Annotated in this window: 14 protein-coding genes and 2 pseudogenes; 13 read left to right on the plus strand and 3 right to left on the minus strand. The window is 70.6% G+C overall.

What is annotated here, in order from left to right:
- Window positions 1-2: 2 nt before the first annotated feature.
- The 7 genes from lysA (at window position 3) to ACQEXA_RS45980 (ending at window position 8,719) form a co-directional block, all read left to right on the plus strand.
- Window positions 3-1,334, plus strand: a complete 1,332-nt coding sequence (gene lysA, locus ACQEXA_RS45950; protein ID WP_433132869.1) for a diaminopimelate decarboxylase — start codon at window positions 3-5, stop codon at window positions 1,332-1,334.
- 96 nt (window positions 1,335-1,430) lie between these two features.
- Entirely contained in the window at window positions 1,431-1,520 is a 90-nt protein-coding gene (kdpF, locus tag ACQEXA_RS45955; RefSeq protein WP_359410529.1) for a K(+)-transporting ATPase subunit F, read from the plus strand.
- A complete protein-coding gene (kdpB, locus tag ACQEXA_RS45960; RefSeq protein ID WP_432924892.1) occupies window positions 1,520-3,703 on the plus strand; it encodes a potassium-transporting ATPase subunit KdpB in 2,184 nt (727 codons plus the stop codon). The genes kdpF and kdpB overlap by 1 nt, the downstream gene beginning before the upstream one ends.
- A 2-nt stretch (window positions 3,704-3,705) precedes the next feature.
- The gene (locus ACQEXA_RS45965) at window positions 3,706-4,608 is read left to right on the plus strand and encodes a potassium-transporting ATPase subunit C (RefSeq protein ID WP_432924890.1); all 903 of its coding nucleotides are present in this window, start codon (window positions 3,706-3,708) and stop codon (window positions 4,606-4,608) included.
- A gap of 2 nt (window positions 4,609-4,610) precedes the next feature.
- Window positions 4,611-6,260, plus strand: coding sequence for a potassium-transporting ATPase subunit KdpA (gene kdpA / locus ACQEXA_RS45970; RefSeq protein WP_432924888.1), 1,650 nt, complete (start codon window positions 4,611-4,613; stop codon window positions 6,258-6,260).
- A 130-nt stretch (window positions 6,261-6,390) separates the two neighbouring features.
- The gene (locus tag ACQEXA_RS45975) at window positions 6,391-8,208 is read left to right on the plus strand and encodes an APC family permease (RefSeq protein WP_432924886.1); all 1,818 of its coding nucleotides are present in this window, start codon (window positions 6,391-6,393) and stop codon (window positions 8,206-8,208) included.
- Between the two features lie 118 nt (window positions 8,209-8,326).
- Window positions 8,327-8,719 carry a luciferase family protein gene (locus ACQEXA_RS45980; RefSeq protein ID WP_359410534.1) on the plus strand — a complete coding sequence of 131 codons (393 nt, stop codon included), beginning with the start codon at window positions 8,327-8,329 and terminating at the stop codon, window positions 8,717-8,719.
- Between the two features lie 328 nt (window positions 8,720-9,047).
- Here the strand turns inward: ACQEXA_RS45980 and ACQEXA_RS45985 are convergent, their stop codons facing one another.
- The gene (locus ACQEXA_RS45985) at window positions 9,048-10,679 is read right to left on the minus strand and encodes an IS200/IS605 family accessory protein TnpB-related protein (RefSeq protein ID WP_433132871.1); all 1,632 of its coding nucleotides are present in this window, start codon (window positions 10,677-10,679) and stop codon (window positions 9,048-9,050) included.
- 365 nt (window positions 10,680-11,044) lie between these two features.
- On the opposite strand from ACQEXA_RS45985, the gene ACQEXA_RS45990 reads away from it, so the two are divergent.
- The 4 genes and pseudogenes from ACQEXA_RS45990 to ACQEXA_RS46005 all read left to right on the plus strand — a co-directional run bounded on the left by ACQEXA_RS45990 (window position 11,045) and on the right by ACQEXA_RS46005 (window position 15,210).
- Window positions 11,045-12,472, plus strand: coding sequence for an IS110 family transposase (locus ACQEXA_RS45990; RefSeq protein ID WP_433132873.1), 1,428 nt, complete (start codon window positions 11,045-11,047; stop codon window positions 12,470-12,472).
- Between the two features lie 73 nt (window positions 12,473-12,545).
- On the plus strand, window positions 12,546-13,154 hold the full coding sequence (locus ACQEXA_RS45995; RefSeq protein ID WP_432924880.1) for a helix-turn-helix domain-containing protein: 609 nt from the start codon (window positions 12,546-12,548) through the stop codon (window positions 13,152-13,154).
- Complete coding sequence (locus ACQEXA_RS46000) at window positions 13,127-13,678, plus strand: transposase (protein WP_433134753.1); 552 nt, start codon at window positions 13,127-13,129, stop codon at window positions 13,676-13,678. Before ACQEXA_RS45995 ends, ACQEXA_RS46000 begins: the two co-directional genes overlap by 28 nt.
- 93 nt (window positions 13,679-13,771) lie before the next feature.
- Window positions 13,772-15,210: pseudogene (locus tag ACQEXA_RS46005) on the plus strand (IS701 family transposase).
- A 112-nt stretch (window positions 15,211-15,322) separates the two neighbouring features.
- On the opposite strand, the pseudogene ACQEXA_RS46010 reads toward ACQEXA_RS46005, so the two are convergent.
- Window positions 15,323-15,704, minus strand: a pseudogene (locus tag ACQEXA_RS46010) (inorganic diphosphatase); the annotation flags it as partial.
- 344 nt (window positions 15,705-16,048) lie between these two features.
- On the opposite strand from ACQEXA_RS46010, the gene ACQEXA_RS46015 reads away from it, so the two are divergent.
- Window positions 16,049-16,561 carry a TIGR03668 family PPOX class F420-dependent oxidoreductase gene (locus tag ACQEXA_RS46015; RefSeq protein ID WP_359411931.1) on the plus strand — a complete coding sequence of 171 codons (513 nt, stop codon included), beginning with the start codon at window positions 16,049-16,051 and terminating at the stop codon, window positions 16,559-16,561.
- Window positions 16,558-16,983, plus strand: coding sequence for a CBS domain-containing protein (locus tag ACQEXA_RS46020; protein ID WP_432924876.1), 426 nt, complete (start codon window positions 16,558-16,560; stop codon window positions 16,981-16,983). The genes ACQEXA_RS46015 and ACQEXA_RS46020 overlap by 4 nt, the downstream gene beginning before the upstream one ends.
- A 128-nt stretch (window positions 16,984-17,111) precedes the next feature.
- Here the strand turns inward: ACQEXA_RS46020 and ACQEXA_RS46025 are convergent, their stop codons facing one another.
- Window positions 17,112-18,314: a hypothetical protein gene (locus ACQEXA_RS46025; protein ID WP_432924874.1), complete on the minus strand. Its 1,203-nt coding sequence runs from the start codon at window positions 18,312-18,314 to the stop codon at window positions 17,112-17,114.
- Between the last annotated feature and the right edge of the window lie 218 nt (window positions 18,315-18,532).

Raw genomic sequence — 18,532 nt, forward strand, 5'->3', positions numbered from 1 at the left:
AGATGACCACCGTCCACGAACCCACCGTCACCACCACCGGCGAGCTGTCGGTGTGGCCCGCCTCGACGACCGAGCAGCACCGCGGGGACCTCGCGGTGGGCGGCGTACCCCTGGCCGAGGTGGCGGACCGCTTCGGCACCCCGGTCTACGTCCTTGACGAGGCCGAGGTGCGCGACCGCTGCCGTACCTACCGGCACGCCTTCCCCGACGCCGAAGTCCTGTACGCGGCCAAGGCGTTCATGTGCCGCGCCATGGTCCACTGGATGGACGAGGAGGGCCTCGGCCTCGACGTGTGCTCGGCCGGAGAGCTGGAACTCGCCGTCACCACGGGCTTTCCGCCCGAGCGGATCGTGCTGCACGGCAACGCGAAGTCCCCGCGTGATCTGGAGACCGCGCTGCGCCTCGGCGTCGGGCGCATCGTCATCGACAGCCCGTCGGAGATCGCGCGGCTGGCCGCGGCCGTGGGCCCCGGCGGACGCCAGAAGGTGATGGTCCGCGTGGTGCCCGGCATCAGCGCCGGCGGTCACGACAAGATCCGTACCGGCACGGACGACCAGAAGTTCGGGCTGTCCATCGCCGACGGCTACGCCCAGCACGCCATCGCCCGGATACTCGACCAGCCGCAGCTCGAACTCACCGGTCTGCACTGCCACCTGGGATCGCAGATCACCAGTGTCAAGCCGTATCTGCTCGCGGTGCGCCGCATGGTCGGACTCATGGCCCGGCTGCACGAGCAGCACGGAGTGGTGCTTCCGGAGCTCGATCTGGGCGGCGGCCACGGTATCGCCTACCGCCCCGGTGAGGAGGCCCTGGACCTCACCACGCTGGCCCGCAAGGTCCGTGCGGAACTGACCGAGGCGTGCGCCGCGGCAGGGCTTCCCGTGCCCCGCCTCATCATCGAACCGGGACGCGCCATCGCGGGTCCGGCGGGCGTCGCCGTGTACCACGTGCTGGCCGTCAAGCGCACCGGCGCCCACACGTTCGTGGCGGTGGACGGCGGCATGAGCGACAACCCGCGGCCCGCGCTGTACGGCGTGCGCTACGCGCCCCGGCTGGTGGGCCGGCACAGCACCGCGCCCACGGCGTCGGTCACCGTGGTGGGCCGCCACTGCGAGGCGGGCGACGTGCTCGCCTCGGACGTCGAACTGCCCGACGACATCCACCCGGGCGACCTGCTGGCCGTCCCGGTCGCGGGCGCCTACCACCTGTCGATGGCGTCCGGCTACAACATGGTCGGCCGGCCGCCGTTGGTCGCCGTCCGCGACGGTCAGGCGCGCCTCTTGGTCCGCCGCGAGTCGCTGGACGACATCCGCAGCCGGGACGTCGGGCTCTAGCCCGCCGGCTCTCTGAACCACCTCCGGGCGAGTCGACGACGGCCCTCGCCCGGAGGTGACCCCAACCCTTTACCCAGTACTACGTGTGAGGTCTTTGTGACGGCCGAGAACATCGTGGGGCTGATCGTCTCGATCGCCCTGCTGGCCTACCTGGTGGTGGCCCTGATCAAGCCGGAGCGCTTCTGATGACCGCGCCCGCTCCCGTGCGGGAGAAACCCGCAGACGCCGCACCACCTCGCGCCACCGGCCCCTCACGGCGGATCGGCGCCGGGCTGCTCGACCCCAAGCAGCTGTGGCAGGCCCTGCCCGCCGCTCTGCGCAAGCTCAACCCGGTGAGCCTGGCCCGCAACCCGGTCATGTTCGTCACCGAGATCGGTGCGGCCCTGACGACGGGCCTCGCCATCGCGCACCCGTCAGGGTTCGGCTGGCTGATCACCGCCTGGCTGTGGCTCACCGTGATCTTCGCGAACCTCGCCGAGGCCGTCGCCGAGAGCCGCGGACGCGCCCAGGCCGACACCCTGCGTGGGATGCGCCGTCAGACCGTCGCCCGGCGGGTGGTGGGCTGGCAGCCCGGCGCCGCCCAGGGCTCGTACATGGAGGAGAGCGTCGCCGCGGGCGAGTTGCGGCGCGGTGATGTCGTGGTCGTCGAGGCAGGGGAGCTGATCCCCGGCGACGGCGACGTCATCGAAGGCGTCGCCAGCATCGACGAGTCGGCCATCACCGGCGAGTCCGCGCCGGTCATCCGCGAGTCGGGCGGCGACCGCTCGGCCGTCACCGGCGGCACACGTGTGCTCTCGGACCGGATCGTCGTCCGCATCACCCAGGAGCCCGGCGCGTCCTTCCTGGACCGGATGATCTCCCTGGTCGAGGGCGCCAACCGGCAGAAGACGCCGAACGAGCTCGCGCTCAACCTGCTGCTGGTCATGATGACGTTCGTCTTCCTGGTGGCGGTCCTCACACTCCAGCCGATGGCGATCTTCTCCAAGGACTTCATGGCCGCCGCGCACGACACGCAGGCGATCAACGCCGACGGCGTCACCGGCATCGTCCTGGTCTCGCTGCTCGTCTGCCTGATCCCCACGACCATCGGCGGCCTGCTGTCCGCCATCGGTATCGCGGGCATGGACCGGCTGGTGCAACGCAATGTGCTCGCCATGTCGGGGCGCGCGGTGGAGGCCGCGGGCGACGTCAACACACTGCTGCTCGACAAGACCGGCACCATCACCTACGGCAACCGCCGCGCGAGCGCGCTGCTCCCGATCGACTCCGTGACGGGTCGTCGGCTCGCGGAGGCCGCCGCGTTGTCCAGCCTCGCCGACGAGACGCCCGAGGGCCGCTCGATCGTCGAGTACGTGCGCGACAAGTTCGGTCTGGAGCCGTCCGCGCCCGAGGACGCCGTATGGGTGCCGTTCAGTGCCACCACCCGGATGTCCGGCGTGGACCTGGACGGGGGAGCCTTCAGGCCGGAAGCGCGGCGACTGCGCAAGGGCGCGGCGTCCGCGGTCGCGGCGTGGGTGCAGGAGAACGGCGGCACCGCATCGGAGGCCCTGGACGTCTGCGTGAAGCAGGTCTCCGCCTCCGGCGGCACCCCGCTCGCGGTCGCCGAGCAGGCTGGCGACGGCCCGGCCCGGCTGCTCGGTGTCATCCACCTCAAGGACGTAGTGAAGCCCGGCCTGCGGGAACGCTTCGCCGAACTGCGCCGGATGGGCATCCGCACGGTCATGGTCACCGGAGACAACCCGGTCACCGCCAAGGCCATCGCGGACGAGGCGGGCGTCGACGACTTCCTCGCCGAGGCCACGCCCGAGGACAAGCTCGCGCTCATCAAGAAGGAGCAGGCGGGCGGTCACCTGATCGCCATGACCGGTGACGGCACCAACGACGCGCCCGCACTCGCGCAGGCCGACGTCGGCGTGGCGATGAACACGGGCACGTCGGCCGCCAAGGAGGCCGGCAACATGGTCGACCTCGACTCCGACCCCACGAAGATCATCGACATCGTCGAGATCGGCAAGCAGCTCCTCATCACCCGGGGCGCGTTGACCGCGTTCTCGATCGCCAACGACATCGCCAAGTACTTCGCGATCCTCCCGGCCATGTTCGGCGGGGTCTACCCGGCGCTCAACGCGGTCAACATCATGCGGCTCCACTCGCCCACGTCCGCGATCCTGTCCGCGGTCATCTTCAACGCGGTGATCATCGTCGCGCTGATCCCGCTGGCCCTGCGCGGAGTGCGCTACCGGCCCAGCAGCGCGGACTCCCTGCTCACCCGCAACCTGTGGATCTACGGCATGGGCGGTCTCATCCTGCCCTTCCTCGCGATCAAGTTCATCGACGTCGCCGTCGTCCAGTTCATCCCCGGGATCTGACCATGACCTTCCTCTCCAGGATGCCCGCCTGGGTCGGCCACCACGTGGCGGCGATCCGGGTGGTCATCGTGCTCACCCTGCTCGTGGGGCTCGCCTACCCCCTGGGCATGACCGCGATCGCCCAGATCCCGGGGTTGCGCCAGGCCGCGCAGGGCTCCCCGCTCACCGGTGCCGGCGGAAAGCAGGCCGGCAGCGAACTGATCGGGCAGTCCTTCCTCGACGCGAAGGGCAACCCGATCCCGTACTACTTCCAGCCCCGGCCCTCCAACGCCGGCACCGGATACGACGCCTCGGCCTCGGCGGCCGGCAACCTCGGCCCCGAGTCGACCGTCGACGTCCTGCCGGTGAAGGGACAGCCGGACTCCGGCAAGCAGAGCCTGCTCACCCAGGTCTGTTCCCGCAGCAAGGCGGTCGGCGAGCTGGAGCACGTCGACGGCTCCCGGCCGTACTGCACGGCCGACGGCGTCGGCGCCGTGCTCGGCGTCTTCCGCGACGGCGGCACGACCGGCAAGGCCACCCGTGTGGTCAGCCTCGACCAGGCGTGCCCCGCCAAGCCGTTCGTCGCCACATACGAGGCCGTCACGGTCGAGTGCGCCAAGCCGGGGGAGGACTACGCCAAGGCAGTGGTCACCCCGAACCGCGGTGACGCGCCCGCCCACCCCCAGGTCCCGGCCGACGCGGTCACCGCGAGCGGCAGTGGACTGGACCCGCAGATCAGCCCCGCCTACGCCCGGCTCCAGACACCGCGCGTCGCCCGCGAACGCGGACTGAGCGAGGCGGCCCTGCGCACGCTGATCGACCACTTCACCACTGACCGCGGGTTCGGATTCCTCGGTGAACCGGCCGTGAACGTCGTCCAGTTGAACGCGGCCCTCGACCGCACACATCCCGTGAAGGGGGCCTGAACATGTACGCCTGGCTCCAGGCCACCCTCATCCTCGCGGTCGTCGTCGCACTGCACGTGCCGCTCGGCGACTACATGGCGAAGGCCCTCGACGGCGGTCCGCACAAACGCGCGGAGCGCGCCCTCTACAAGGTGAGCGGCATCGACCCGGACCGTGAGCAGGACTGGCGTCACTACCTGTTCGCGCTGCTCGCCTTCAGCCTGATGAGCATCGCGGCGCTCTTCGCCCTCTTCACCCTCCAGGGCAAGCTGCCCTGGTCCACCGGCCACGAGGGCGTGCCGTGGCGGCTCGCCCTGCACACCGCCGTCAGCTTCACCACCAACACCAGCTGGCAGAACTACGCGGGCGAGTCCACCACCGGCCACCTTGCGGTGATGGCGGGCCTCGGCGTCCAGGCCTTCGCCTCCGCCGCCGTCGGCATCTGCGCCGCGCTCGCCCTCATCCGGGGCCTGGTGCGCCGGGACACCCATCAGCTGGGCAACTTCTGGGTCGACCTGATCCGTACGATCTTCCGGATCATCCTGCCCCTGTCGATCGTCTTCGGAATCATCCTGATCGCCCTGGGTGTTCCGCAGAACCTGGGCAGCGCGCACACCGTCACCACGGTCGCGGGCGGCCAGCAGACCCTGCTCGGCGGCCCGGTCGGCTCCTGGGAGCCGCTGAAGCTGATGTCCGGCGACGGCGGCGGCGTCTTCAACGTCAACAGCGCGCACCCCTTCGAGAACCCGTCGCCGTACACCAACGCCATCGAGATCGTGCTGATGCTGCTGATCCCGACCGCCTTCATCCGCACCTACGGCCGGATGATCGGCTCGCTGCGGCAGGGCTGGACGCTGCTCGCGGTCGTCGGCATCCTCTTCGGCCTGCTGCTGGCGGCCGGCAGCCTCGCGCAGAGCGCCCACACCGGCACCGTGACGGCGGCGGTCGGCGGGCAGTACGAGGGGACCGAGACCCGCGTCGGGGTTCCCGGTTCCACGCTCTTCGGTGTGGCGGCCACCGGGTCGGCGGACGGCGCGGCCAACTCCTCGTACGACAGCTTCTCCAGCCTCGGCGGAGGGGTACTGCTGTCGGCGATGATGCTCGGCGAGATCGCCCCCGGCGGCACCGGCAGCGGTCTGTACGGCCTGATCGTGGCGGTGATGATCGCCGTGTTCATCGGCGGTCTGATGGTCGGTCGGACGCCCGAGTACCTGCGCAAGCGGATCGGATTCCCGGAGATGCGCTACGTCGTCCTGTACGCGCTGGTCGCCCCCACCGCGATCCTGGGCTTCTCCGCGCTCGCCGTGGCGCTGGGCGACGGCCAGTCGTCCATGGGCAACCCCGGGCCGCACGGCCTGACCGAGCTGGTGTACGCCTACACGTCCAACGTCAACAGCAACGGCAGCGCGATGGCGGGCTTCAACGGCGCCACCGACTTCCACAACCTGCTGATGACCGCGGCCATGCTGATCGGGCGCTATGTGCCGATCGTGTTCCTGCTCGCCCTGGCCGGCCGGCTGGCCCGCCAGCAGCCGGGTGTGGTCACCGTCGGCACCCTCCAGGCCCGCGGCGTCAACTTCGTCGCCCTGGCCACCGGTGCCGCCCTCATCCTGGCGCTGCTCAACTTCCTGCCGGCCCTCTCGCTGGGGTCGCTGGCGGAGGGGCTGCTCTAGGAATCCGCGAACCCCGGGCGGGCCAGTGCTCCTCACCACTGGCCCGCCCGGTCGCATCTGCCGGGACGCGCCCGAAGGCACCGCAGCGGACACTGTTGGGGACCGTCCGACCGGCCGTGGTGAGGTCCCGATGGCGTATGGCCTGGCACGTCGAGAGCTGAGACCGAGAGTCCCCCTGCGTCCGGGCGAGGGCGAGAAGCACCATCTGACAAGCCTGGAGGGCCTGGCCGCGCTCTCCTTGGACGCGCTCAGCTCGGTGGCGTACGGTCCCGAGGCGATCGTGCTCGCCCTGGTCGCCGCCGGGACCGGGGCGCTCACCGCCACGCTGCCCATCACTCTCGCGATCACCTTCCTGCTCGCGGCACTGGTGGTGTCGTACGGTCAGGTCATCGCGGTGCACCCGGATGGCGGAGGCGCCTACGCCGTCGCCAAGAAGGACCTGGGCAAGACCACCAGCCTGCTCGCGGCGGCCAGTCTGGTCGTCGACTACGTGCTCACCGTCGCCGTCAGCCTCACCGCGGGCGCCGACGCCCTGGCGTCCGCGTTCCCGGCTCTCGCCCACGACAAGCTCGTCATCTGCCTCATCGGGCTCGCCCTGCTCACCGGCGTGAACCTGCGCGGCGTCGCCGAGAGCGCCCGAGTGCTGATGCTGCCCACCGTGCTGTTCATCGTGGCCATCCTCGGCATCGTCCTCCTCGGTCTGCTCCGTTCCCATCCCGCGGCCGTCGTCGGCACCCAGCAGTCCTTCCCCGCGCACGAGTCACTGGGGCTGCTGCTGATCCTCAAGGCGTTCTCGTCCGGCTGTTCGGCCCTCACGGGCGTGGAAGCCATCGCCAACGCCGTACCGACCTTCCGCACCCCCCGGGTCAAACGCGCCCAGCGCACGGAACTCATGCTCGGCGCACTGCTCGGGCTGATGCTCATCGGCCTCGCCGTGCTCATCCGCCGCGACCACGTCGCCCCGCGCGGGGAGGTCACCGTCCTCGCCCAACTCGCCGCCGGCGCCTACGGCACCGGTTGGGCCTACTACGCCACCAATCTCATCGTCACCCTGGTGCTGCTGCTCGCCGCGAACACCAGTTTCGGCGGACTGCCGGTACTCATGAGCCTGCTCGCCCGCGACCACCGCCTGCCACACCTGTTCGGGCTGCGGACCGAACGCCCGGTCTACCGCTACGGTGTCGTGGCCCTGGCCCTGCTGGCCGCCGTGCTGCTCATCGCCGTCGACGCCGACACCCACCGGCTGATCCCGCTCTTCGCGATCGGCGTGTTCATCGGGTTCACCCTCAGCCAGATCGGTCTCGTACGGCACTGGGCGACCGAGCAACCCGAGGGATGGCTGCGCCGCGCGTTCATCAACGGCACCGGCGCACTGCTCACCACGCTGGCCGGCGTCATCCTCCTCACCACGAAGTTCCTGGAGGGCGCCTGGGTGGTCGTCATCGCCGTACCGCTGATGATGCTGCTGTTCAACCGCATCGAGCGCTACTACACGGCCGTCGGGGAGGAACTGGGGCTCGGCCGCATCCCGGATCCCCCGGACCGGCGGACCGAGAGCCTCGTGATCGTCCCGCTCGGCGAGGTCAGCAAGCTCGCCCGGCACGCCATCGCCGCCGCCCTCGCCCTGGGCGACGAGGTGGTCGCGGTGGCCGTCCACGCCGACCCGGACAAGACCCGCGCCCTGCAGGAGGCATGGGACCGCTGGGACCCGGGCGTACGCCTCGACGTCATCGACAGCCCGCACCGCTCCCTGGTCCAGCCGATCGTCGACTACGTGCAGCGCGTCGCCCAGGACGGACGGCAGATCGCCGTCCTGATCCCCGAGGTGGAACCCCGTCACCGCCGCTACGAGATCCTCCAGAACCAGCGCGGCCTGCTGCTCGCCACCGTTCTGCGGGCCCGCACCGACGTGGTGGTGTGCATGCTGCCGTACCGGCTGCGTGTGTGAGCAGTACTCACGGACGCCGATCGAAGGGGGGTTCGCTTTCGGGGCGGTCAACCTCACGTCCCGGTTACGGAACCCTCAACCTCTGGTGTCGAAGCGGTAAGGGGACGACGATGGGCACATGACTCTGGCCCAGCGCGCCCTGGAGAGACTCGACGCCTGGCCCGACCTCACGCCAGGTCCGGCCAGTTGCGGCGTCGGGCGGGCGCTCCGCTCCCGGTACAGCGAGATCGTCCATTTCCATACCGACCACGAGGCGGACCTGCATCTCACCAGTCGTGCCATCGAGCGCATCTACGGCGACCTCGCCGATTCGACCGCCATCCGCATGGTGCCCGGTTCACGATGGGTGACGGTGCACCTGGACTGCGACGCCGACGTGGATCTGCTGCTGAGCCTGGTCAGCGTGGCGCTCAAGGCACACCAGACGCCTCCGGCCGGAAACCCGCCCGCGGCCTGCAACTTCCGTCGCGTCACGGTGCTTCCGCGCGACCGACAGGGCGCCGGTCGGTGAGAGGCGAACGCCTCGAATCACGCGGACGCGGGTGGCGCCACGGCAACGTCGCCGGGCGTACCGGGCCCGCCACCGCGCAGTTGATCAACTGCGGCTGATGCCCGCCTCGTTCGGGAGGTTCGCGGCCGGGTCGGCGAAGAACGTGACCCGGAAGACGGTGTCCCAGGTGTGCCCGCAGTCGAGGCGGAACAAGTGAACGCCCAGGCACGGGAGCGGCGATCGGCCGTCATTACTCTGGACCGTGCACGCCTCGGCTCTCGGCGGCGCGCCGGCGGGACGCGTCGATCTCCGCATAGGCCTGGTCACGTCCCTCCCAGTGGGACCGTTCCTAGTCAGTGAGCAGGGGTGAGTCTTGTACCCAGTCCTGGTCAACTGGCGCATCCCGAACGGTGGTGGATGCACTGGTCTCCCGCGTTCGCGCCGCGTCCGGCGACACGGATTGTGTCCGTGGTCCGGGGATGCGGGGGCGGGTTTCCTCACGCCCGCGGGTGCCGTGTCCGGCCTGGGCGGTCCGATGCCCCGCACGATCGCTCTGGTCGTGTGGGGGCGGTGCCGTCCGTCGCCGGATGCGGTGCCTGAGGGCGCGCCTGCCGATCGCGATGCTCGCAGCATCGTGACGGGTGGTCTTGCGGTTCTTGCCGGAAAGGGGCTTGTGCCAGTGCTGGGCGCCCCACTTGCTGGTGTAGGCGGGGTCGACGGCGATGATGGGGATGCCGAGTTCGGCTGCCATGCTGATGAGCCGGGCCCGCAGCTTGGACACCGGCATGCCGGAGATCACCTGCCTGAACCGCTTCCGGCGGCCGTGTTTCTCCCGGGTTTTCTCCGCGGTGAAGTCGAGGTCTTCGATCGCGATCGACAGGCCGTGGCGTTGGGCCCAGTGCAGGAGCCGGATCAGTGCATGCCGTACCTGGGCGTCACGATGGTTCGCGGTGCCGGACAGGTCGTAGAAGAACCGGCGCGGTTGGCCGCATGGGTTGCCGTGCTCGTCCAGCCGCCAGGCGGCGAGGTGGTCGGCGTTGGTGTCGACGCCGATCAGTCCGCCGGTGCGGGCGTGGGACAGGGGGACGGTTTTGACTGGTGGGATGGTCCAGGAGGCGGTGAGGTACCAGCGGGCGCGGTCTGTGTCGTAGTGGATGCGGTAGGCCACAGACTTGTTCGTGGTGATGCGGTCGGCCCACTCGTCGCTGCGGTGGTGGAAGAGGGCAGCGCCGGTGAGCGCATACCGGCCGTGGGGGGCGTTGGCGAGGTGGGCGAGCGGGGCAGGGAGCTTGAGGGAGACCGCGCCGTCCGGGGTGACGCGGATCGTCTCGTTGCCGAACCGCTTGCCCGATTCCCCGTCCGCCTGCACAAACCAGCGCGATGCTTCCCAGCGTTGCCGCCACTGGGCCTGCGTGAGCTGGGCGGCCTTGAGGTGGTGCCGGTTGCGCGCGAGCCGCTTCCCGCCGCGCACGATGCGGACGCGGCCCACGGCGTGGTCGGCCTGCTGGGCACTGAGCCGGTCGTGAAGGACCCGCAGGCGTCGGGTCTTGGCGAACCACTCCTTGGCGCTGCGGTAGCCGCCCGACCCCCGCCTGCTTCCCTTCTCGCCGATCGGCAGGGACAGGCGGTGCGCGATCGTCCGCACGCCCGCCTCAAGGCTGTGGATGTGCGCGAGTTGGGCACGCCTGGACAGCGCCCACTGATCATGCGTGGCCTTGGTAATGCTCCCGGCCCAACGCGACGAAGACTCCTTTGTCAGGGCCCGCTTACGCCCCGCCCACCTCTCCGCGGAGTGCTCCAGGCCCTCAGCGCACCGGCGTTTGAGGTCCTTAGAGGCCAGCGAGCCAAGATGCGCGCCCACCAGGCGCAGCACCCGCTCGTCCTCGGCGCTCAGGTGGCCCAGACGGGTTCGGATCGCCACGCCCGACGGGCCGACGGCCACGAAGGGAGCAGCGATCGTGCGCAGCGCCTCGTCAGGCATCGATGTACTCCCTCCATCACGCTTGATCGGCAACAGGAAGAACGGTACGGGCGGGCACTGACATTTAGCGTTGACGGTGGCTTCCCGGGATCCTCGGGGGCTGCGTAGGGTGCGTCGGGTCCGGTTCTTCCGGCACGGCTGGATCACTGACCGAAGCGTCTGACTGCAGGCGACTTCTCCACGCTGATCGACGGCTGGTTGAACCCCCGACGCACGTGCGTCCCTGTTGGGAACCCGTGGCCACGGCAAGCGCGTGGACCTCTGCTACCGAATGTCCGGTCAGCACAACCCTGCCGAGCACGTGCCTGGTTGTGGCGGAAGCCCTCCGGACACGGACAGCACCTGCTGCGGGACGGAGGCATCTGTTGAAGCTGCACCTGGGAATCGATGTGGCCTGCCGGGCCTCGCACCGGGCCACCTGCACCGACGCCGCCGGGCAGATCCAGTTCTCCGGACGGCGGTTCACCACCACCGCTGACGACCTCGAACGGTTATGGGACGGCCTGCCCTCCACCGACGACGTCACCGTCATCATGGAGCCCACCCGCAACGCGTGGGTCCCGCTCGCCGCCTGGTTCGCCCACCGTGGCGCCAAGGTGGTCCTGGTGCCGCCGGAGCAGTCCGCTGACCTGCGCGACTACTACTCCAAGCACACCAAGAACGACCGGCTCGACTCCCGGATCCTCGCGCGGCTGCCACTGCTGCACCCCGAAGGACTGCGGGACCTGTCAGACACAGGGCCGGCCGACCCCCTGCGACGAGCCGTCCGTCGCCGCAGCTCGCTGGTCGAACGCCGCAGGGCCACTTTCTACCGGCTCGACGCCCTGCTGGAGCTGCTCGGACCCGCCTGGGCCGACGCCCTGGGCACAGGCGCCTACTCCAAAGCCGCGCTGGCCGTGCTGGAGAAAACCGGAGCCGACCCCCACGCCATCCGCCGACTGGGCCGCAAACGCCTGGCCGCCCTGCTGATCCGGCACAGCCGAGGCCAGTGGCGCGAGGAGCACGCGGAACAGATCACGGCTGCCGCCCGGCAGAGCCTTGAGATCTGGCCCGACGGCGCCCTGGACTTCGCCGAACTGGCCGAGGACATCGCCGGCGAGGCCCGCATGGCCGCTCACCTGAACGCGCAGATCATCACCCTGGAGGACCGGATCGCCATCCTTTACGAAGAAGCCGACCCCGGCCAGGTCATCGCCTCCGGGCCCGGCTTCGGCGTCATCACGGCCGCGGGCATCCTGGGCCGGCTCGGCGACCCGAACCGCTTCGCCAGCCTGGCCGCTATCCGCGCCTTCACCGGCCTGGTTCCCCGTGTCAGCCAGTCCGGACTGACCGGCCGCAACGGCCCACCCACCCGCCAAGGAGATCCCGGACTGCGCGAGACCTTGTTCAAGGCCGCGGACATCGCCCGGCACGTCGATCCCACCCTCGCCGCCCGTTACCACGATCTCGTCGCAGGCAAGGGCAAACACCACAACTCCGCCCTCTGCACACTCGCCGCCGTCCTGGTCACCCGCCTGGCCGCCTGCTGGCGCAACGGCACCCTCTACGAACTCCGCGACACCGACGGACGCGAGATCACCGAAGCCGAAGGCCGGACCATCTGCGCCACCCGCTACAAGATCGACAAAACCGCCCGAGCGAAAGTCGACGTTCGACGGCGAGCCCAGCAACTGAAGAACCCAACGACGAGCCGGCGCGAGAAGGAGTCGCGAAGCGCTCCGGCAACCGGCCCGTCGACAACCACCCTACGAACCAACCCCCGAGATCACCACGATCTGCTTGACGTCCGTTAGTGCTGCGTTCCTCAAAGTGGGTGTGGACCGCTGGGCGTCAGGGGGCGCATGATGCGTGGTGAAGGACTGTGCCGTGTATCCGCCTCTGTACGCGCGTCCGGCGCGTGATCCGGACGAGGAGCGCAAGATCCGCAAGCTGGCCGGCGCTCGTCATGCCCCCGCTGATTGGATCCTGCGAGCCCGCATGATCAGCCTCAGCTGGGCCGGGAAGCAGGTCACCGCCATCGCCGCCGAACTGGGTTGCCATCCCAAGACCGTGCGGGAGCGGCTGCACCGGTTCAACGCCGAGGGCATCGACGGGCTCGGCGACCGGCCGGTCCCCGGACGCCCCCGCCGGCTGACCGAGGCCGAGCGCTCGGTGATCATCGCTCTGGCCGAAAGTGACCCGCCCGGGCGCCCGGTGCCCGGTCCCGGCGGCGTCCTGAAGGCTGCCGACGAGGCCGGGCCGGGCGAGTGGACGCTGGATGCGCTCACCGAAGTCGCCCGCGAGCGGGGCATCGACGTCCACCGCAGCCAGGTGCGCCGGATCCTGCGGGCAGAGGGGGTGCACTGGCGGCACCCGCGGTCCTGGGCGCACAGCACCGATGCGGAGTTCGCCCCAAAAGGGCGCGGGTCGTCGGGCTGTACACCGACCCGCCGCCGCGCTCCACGGCGATCTGCGCGGACGAGCTCGGCCCGGTGATCCCGCGGACCTTCGCCCCCGCCCCAGGCTGGTCTCCCGGCGGGCACCGGATCAAGGCGCCGCTGGAATACTCCCGCGGGCGAGAGAAGACCCGGGTGTACGGGGCCCTGCGACCGGCGGACGGCCAGGAGGTGACCCTCTGCGCGCCGTCCCGCAACACCGCCGGCTGGCTCCGGCTACTGCAGGAGATCGCCCGGGCCAACCCGCGCGGCCGGCTCTACGTGATCGCAGACAACCTCTCCAGCCACACCAGCGGCCCCGTCCGCAGGTGGCTGCGGAAGCACCCGAGGGTCCATCAGGTCTTCATCCCCGTCGGCGCGTGCTGGCTGAACCTGGCCGAGGGCTGGTGGCGGCTGCTGCGCAAGGCCGCGCTGGCCGGGCAGACCTTCGCCGACCCCGGCGAGATCGCCTACGCCATGAGGGTGGCCACCGCCCAACTCAACACCCGTGCCCACCCGTGGGTTTGGGGACGACCACCACCACCGCACCGCCGACTGCGCCGGAAGTTCGCCTACCTGCTTTGAGGAACGCGGCATTAGCGGTGATTTGTTGACCTGGGGCGGAACGTGCGGTAGGCCGGTAGGCGGGGGCGATGTTGTTCGGAGGTGGTCGCGATGGTGACCGCGAGGCGTCCGTGCCCGCCGGCGCCGGGGCCGCTGGAGGGCTACGCGGCCCGGTTCGACGACCTGTTCTCGTCGCTGGCGCAGCGGCGCGGGTTTAGGGAGTACCTGACCGGGCTGCTGGCCCCGCGGGACCGGAACAAGACGCTGACCTGCCTGGCCGGGGCGGAGCCGGTCGTGGGGGCCCAGCACCCGGCGGTGCAGCGGCTGCAGTTCTTCCTGTCCGAGTCGACCTGGGACCCTGAGCGGGTCAACGCCCGGCGGCTGGAGCTGCTGCTGCAGGGCGAGGCGACCGCCCCGCACGCCGGCGGGGTGCTGGTCATCGACGACTCCGGGGACCGCAAGGACGGCACTGCCACCGCGCACGTGGGCCGGCAGTGGCTGGGCCGGTACGGCAAGACCGACAACGCCATGGTCACGGTGACCACGCTGTGGGCCGACGAGCGCCTCTACTACCCGCTGCACGCCGTGCCCTACACCCCGGCCCACCACTTCCCGCGGGGGAAGAGCGACCCGGCCTTCCGTACCAAGTGGAAGATTGCCGCCCAACTGGCCTGTCAGGCCAGGTCCTTGGGGATCGCGTTCCGGGCGGCGGTGGCCGACGGCGCCTACGGGGACCTGGACGACTTCCGGTGCGAGCTGCACGCCGCCAAGGTGCCGTTCGTGATGGCCGTCAAGCGCCGCCGCGGGGTGTGGGCCTACGGCGACCAGGCCCGCACCCCGGTGGACGCCGCCCGCGAACTGGCCTGGCACGGCCCCGAGGAGCCCGGCGCCTGGACGCCGGTGGTGCGCACCTTCCGCGACGGGCACACCGCCACCTGGTGGGCCGCCGACGCCACCTTGGGCTTTTGGGGTCCGGACGGCCTGACGCGGCTGGTGGTGGCCACCGCCGATCCGTCCACCCTGCCGGAGAAGGCCACCTGGTACCTGGCCACCGACCTGCCCCGCCCCGGCTCGCCCCGCGCGGCCGAGTCCCCCTATCCGCCCGCGGACCTGGCCGAGGTCGTGCGGATCTACGGGATTCGAAACTGGATCGAGCAGGGCTACAAGCAGGTCAAGGACGAGCTGGGGTGGGCCGACTTCCAGGTGCGCTCCAATGTCGCGATCCGCCGCCACCAGACCCTGGTCAATTGCGCGTTCGCCTTCTGCTGGGAAGCAGGACGCACCAGTGCGGGACCTGAGAGTACGTCAACACTGGTGCCGGAAGCCGACGCTGGAGAGAGGGGCCCGGCACTGCCGGCCCCGCCCCCACCGCCGTGCTGGCCGAAGGCGATTCGCGCCGTCCGCGGCTGGCTGACCCCGTCGATCGTGCTGCAACGCTGGTGGCGGGCCTGGTCCAACGCGCCCCCTCCACCCGAACTCCAAGCCCTGATCGACGCGGTCACCACCGGACAGACCCTGAACCTCTACCCCCCGAACTAACAAACCACCGTTAGGAACTCATCAGCGGCCGCCATACGAGGCGAGTGCGCTACAACACCACGAACCAGTACATGCTCCTGCACACCCACGTACGCTCCTGCACATCCGAAAACGACCATTTCGCCACCCCTCGACCGACTTGCCCGGCTCCAGGTCCTTGTAGACCTCGAAGAAGTGGGTGATCTCCATCCGGTCGAAGATCGGAATGTCGTCGATGTCCTGCACGGCCGTGTAGCGCGGGTCGTGTGCCGGGACGCAGAGGACCTTCTCGTCGGGGCCCTTCTCGTCCCTCATCACGAACATGCCGACGGCGCGGCACTCGATCACACAGCCGGGAAAGGTGGGGTCGCCGACCAGGACGAGTGCGTCCGGGGGTCCCACCGCACGGAGTGTGGGGGAGGGTCACCGTCGCCGCCGATCGTGTGGTCGACGTAGCCGTGGTCGGCGGGGTACTGGTGGGGGTGAACAGCATGCGGTCCAGGCGCAGGCGGTGCAGTTCGTGGTCCATGTTGTACTTGTTGCGCGATCCCTCGGGGATCTCCACGATCACGTCGAACTCCGCGGCGGCCTCCTTCCCTGGTCGGTCCGAGGGCCGGGCGGTCCGGCGGCTGTCATGGAGGCGGGCGCCGGGTCCACGGGCTCGCCCGTCGCACACGGATGCGGCCCTCCAGTGGGCTCCGCCCCGTCCCGGGCCGACCTGCCGGGGTGCCTGGCCCGGCTCTGCGGGCGACGCCCCGGACAGAGGGTGAGACGGTGTAAAGAGCCGGACGTCGGGTACCCGCGAGCGCCGGACGACGACAGAGGACGGGCGGGTACATCGACGGCGCCACCGATCCGGGAGGAGGAACGGGAGTGCCGCGGATGGCAGAGGACGAGGCGCGGCGGCGGTTCGCCGGAGCCCGCGTCGCGCGGCTGGCGACGGTGGACCCCGTGGGGCGCCCCCACCTCGTACCGGTGGTGTTCGCCCACCACGGTGACGACGGGATCGTCATGGCCGTCGACCGGAAACCGAAGAGCTCCCAGCGGCTGCGGCGGCTGAGCAATATCGCCGCCCGCCCGGCCGTGTGCCTGCTGGCGGACGCGTACGACGAGGACTGGGACCGGTTGTGGTGGGTGCGGGCGGACGGGGACGCCCGCATCGTGCGGCCCGAGGCGACGGCCCAGGAGGACCGCGACGAGTACCGGGCCGCCCTGGCACATCTGGTCCGGAAGTACCCGCAGTACCGGGACAACCCGCCCGACGGACCGGTGATCGCGGTCGCCGTCCGCCGCTGGAGCGGCTGGCGCGCCGCTTCCGACCCTCAGGCGGACGGAGGGCAGGGCGGGGCACGTACTCCGACGAGACGATCCGGGAGGTTCCCATGACCAGGCAGATACGTGACGTGATGTCCCGCGGCGCGGTCGCCGTCGAGCCGATGACCTCGGTGGCGCGGGCGGCCCACCTGATGCGGGACCAGGATGTCGGCGATGTCCTCGTGACCTACGACAGCGACCTGTTCGGGGTGCTCACCGACCGGGACATCGTGATCCGGACGATCGCCGAGGACCGCGATCCGCACTCCACGACCGTGGGGGCCGTGTGCACCCGTCCGCCCGTGGTGACCCTGACCCCCGAGGACACCACCGACCATGCGGGCGAGTTGATGAGCAGGTACGCGGTGCGCAGGCTCCCGGTGGTCGAGAGCGGCGGCTGCCCGGTCGGCATCGTCAGCCTGGGCGACCTCGCCGCCATGGAGGACCCCGATTCGGCGCTCGCGGACATCTGCAACGCCGACCCGAACCGCTGAGGCGGGACGGGCCCGTACCGCCTCGGCGGGGCCGTCAGGACCGGGTGCCGCACCCCCGCCCCCGCGCACCGGGCCCGTTGACCGGTACGGTCGCGGCCCGGCATGCCAGGGGTGTGGCGGGTCCCCGTTCACAGCGGTGTGTGGCCGGCCGTCACGAGGTAGGTGCCGTAGACCACGGAGACCATGACGAGGGCGGCACCCGGCAGTACGGCGTTCCTGGGCCGGACTCTCCAGCTCCGGGCGAAGGCGAGCGCCAGAGGGATCAGCAAGGGGAAGGCAGGCAGCAGGAAGCGCGGCTTCGACGCGAACGGGCCGGATCCGCCGACCGTGATCAGCAGGAGCGTGCCCGCGTACACGACCAGCGCCAGGGGGACCCGCTCGACGCACAGCAGGCAGAACAGCAGTACGGCCGCGGCGACGACGACCAGCGCCAGCGGGTAGGTGACCCGGCCGCCGTGCAGCAGCAGCGCCTTGATGAAGCGCAGCGAACCGAGGCCGAAGTCGAAGCGGGAGTCCCAGGCCCGCTGCACCGTGAAGTAGCCGCCGAACAGGTCGCCCGTGCGGTCCCCGACCCACAGCACGAAGCCCACCCAGCCGAGCGGGGCGATCGCGGTGCCGATCCACAGTCCGAGCGGAACCCGGCCGCGTCGCTTGACGATCTCGTGCACCGCCACCACACTCACCGCGGCGGCCACCGCGAACCCGGTGGGCCGGGACAGGCCCGCAAGCGCGGCCAGTGTGCCCGCCCAGAGCCACCGGCCCGTCAGCACGGCGTACAAGGACCAGGCGGCCAGTGCGGTGAGCAGGGACTCCGTATAGGCGATCCCGAGGACGACGGAGCACGGCAGTGCCGCCCAGACGCCGACGAGCGCGGTCCCGACCGCTCGTCCGTACAGATGACGGCCGATCGCGTAGATGCCGTAGGCGGCTGCTCCGGCGGCACTCCACGCGACCAACAGGGCGGCGGCACCCGGGGAGAGCAGGAGGACGGTGGACAGGGCCCGGATGAGTCCCGGGTAGAGCGGGAAGAACGCCCAGTCCCGCTGGACTGCACCGGTGGCGGCGATGACATGGACGTGGGTGCCGTAGCCGTACTCGGCGATGTGCAGGTACCAGCGTGAATCCCAAGAATGAGCCAAGCCCTTGAACAGCGGTTGACCGGCGAGGTGGTTCGCCAGGGCGATCGCGCCGATCCCGGCGAGACGGATGGCGGCGAACAGGGCGAGGGCCTGGGCGGCACCGGGCATGAGCCGGTTCGGCAAGGGCAGGCGGACGCGAGGGGCTGCGCCCCCGGCGCGCTCGGTGACAGGGGCGGGCGGGATTGCGCTCACACCTTGACCCTGTGATACCGGCGTGCGGTTCGCAACGTGAGGTTTGGCCATGGATGGGTCATATACCACTGCTGTACGAGAATCAGGCGTGAGTCAGTACTGAACGGGGTGAAACATGCCTGGTCACGAGGGGGGAACGGGGTCACGCGGGGAGAAGTCCGGCGGCCGCGAGGAACAGGCGGTGCACACCGGCGACTCGCCCAGTGGTGGTCTGTGGA

The sequence above is a fragment of the Streptomyces sp. CA-106110 genome (genome assembly GCF_050936285.1).
In the GTDB taxonomy this organism is placed as follows: domain Bacteria; phylum Actinomycetota; class Actinomycetes; order Streptomycetales; family Streptomycetaceae; genus Streptomyces.